2 protein-coding genes are annotated in these 1,982 nt (G+C 57.0%); both read left to right on the top strand.

Going from position 1 to position 1,982, the window contains the following annotated elements; all coding sequences use genetic code 11:
* Window positions 1-1,441 (top strand): DNA primase (locus ACFWW2_RS16030; protein WP_393929542.1); only part of this gene is annotated, 1,441 nt, incomplete at its 5' end.
* Window positions 1,442-1,689: 248 nt separating this feature from the next.
* The coding region (locus tag ACFWW2_RS16025; RefSeq protein WP_393929540.1) for a hypothetical protein at window positions 1,690-1,982 on the top strand (293 nt) is incomplete at its 3' end.

Genomic DNA, 1,982 nt, shown 5'->3' with positions numbered 1-1,982 from the left:
GAAAGGCGTGGCGGAGGATTTGATCCTTGGCGCGGGTTTGGGCAAACCTTCAAACCAAGGCAAGAAACCCTATGACACGTTTCGCCACCGCATCATGTTCCCGATCCGGGACATACGCGGACGTGCGATTGCGTTCGGGGGTCGTGCAATGGACCCGGCAGATAACGCCAAATATCTGAATTCCCCAAAAACCGAGCTGTTCGACAAAGGCAGCAGCCTGTTCAACTACGGCCCCGCCCGCGAGGCTGCCGGTAATGGGCAACCGCTGTTGGTGGCCGAAGGGTACATGGATGTGATTGCATTAAGCGAGGCGGGATTTGGAGCATCCGTGGCACCACTTGGCACGGCCGTGACAGAAACCCAGTTACAGATGATGTGGCGAGTGGCACCCGAACCGGTGATCATGTTGGACGGTGATGTGGCCGGGCAACGGGCGGCCGCGCGGGTGATTGATCTGGCGTTGCCGCTGCTTGAGGCCGGACAATCGGTCCGCTTTGCCATGATGCCCGATGGCCAGGATCCGGATGATCTGCTGAAATCCGCTGGGGCAGGGGCCATGAGTGACCGTATCAATGAAGCGTTGCCGATGCTGCAACTATTTTGGCAACGCGAAGTTGAAGGCACGAATTTCGACAGCCCAGAACGCAAGGCGGCGCTGGATAAATCCCTGCGAGAAAAGATCATGTTGATCAAAGACCGGTCGATCCGCAGCCATTACGGCCACGCGATCAAGGACCTGCGGTCAGAGTTGTTCGGCAACAAGCACGCGTCGTTTGAACATGGCAGCCCCCGAGGAAAATGGACGCCGCATGGCATGAAGCTGCCTGCACAATCCAGCACGAAGGCGTCCTTGCTGGCAGGCGGCCCGTTGTCCGAAGATCACCTGCACGAAGCTGTCATTCTGGCCGTTTTGATCCGCAATCCACTTGTATTGAAAGAGTTCCAGGGCGCGTTGGACCGTATGATCTGTTCCGGGCCCGATACCGGCCTGTTGCGCGAGGCCATGGTCAAACTGGACCCGCAGGCGGATATCGAGTCAGCGCTGATCGCGGAAATTGGCGACGGACCCCTGAAAAAGCTATTCGCACAAGCACATGTCGCGATAACGCCAGCCGTAAGGCGACCCGACAACGGGGACCTTGCGCGGATGTGTCTGACCGAGGAATTTGCGAAACTTACCGCGCGACGCAGCCATGCCCATGAGATGCAAGACGCCATTGAGGAAATGGGTTCAGATGTGGTCGATGAAGGGTTGACGAAGCGGCTGGCACAGTCGAATGCGGCCATGAATAAAGCTGACCGTCTGTCGAGCGATGACAGCGAAGAGTACGATACATCCGATGTTGGAACACAAATCAGAAAAGACGAGCGCGCGGCATTTGATGCGCTTTTGGTGCAGATTGATTTAGCTAAAGGCTCCAAAGGGTCTACGTCAGGTTAGCAAAACTGGAGTTGTTTGAAAAACACCGGCCGGATCTCGGTGCATTTTGTGGCCTTGGCTTCTGTACGCTGGCCGGATCGCGCCATGTTGCGGACTTCTTGCGACCCCGTGTAAACTCGCGCCAATCCCACTGGCATCTCTGCCTCTGACCGGGGTAAAGTCATATGCGTCAGCTGACCATTCGACAGACCGTGGCCCTTTGGGGCGGATGGCGCCCTGCACGCCCCGTTTCCAAGGCACTTGGTGCAATGGATGTGACCGAAACAGTCCGTGCTATTGATCCGAGTTGGCCGATTTTTACACGCGTCGCGGCCGTTCACATCGGTGTTGAAAAATTCTTTTTGACTCGCGCCCGAGGCAGTACCCAAAAAATGCGACGCGAGATCATTGAAGCCCGCAGCCTTCTCAAGCTCCAAGGGTATACACACATTGCCGTCACCGGGCCGTTCCTGCTCAGGATCAGGCGCCGCGCCCGCTTGAGCGAGGTCCGCTCATTTCGTAATGCGCGAACGATCGCTGCACCAATCAATGCCCTTTATCG

This window comes from Yoonia sp. R2-816 (genome assembly GCF_046762905.1).
Taxonomy (GTDB): Bacteria; Pseudomonadota; Alphaproteobacteria; order Rhodobacterales; family Rhodobacteraceae; genus Yoonia.
The sequence above is the reverse complement of the archived record's forward strand: the minus strand, read 5'-3'. Positions and strand labels throughout refer to the sequence as shown.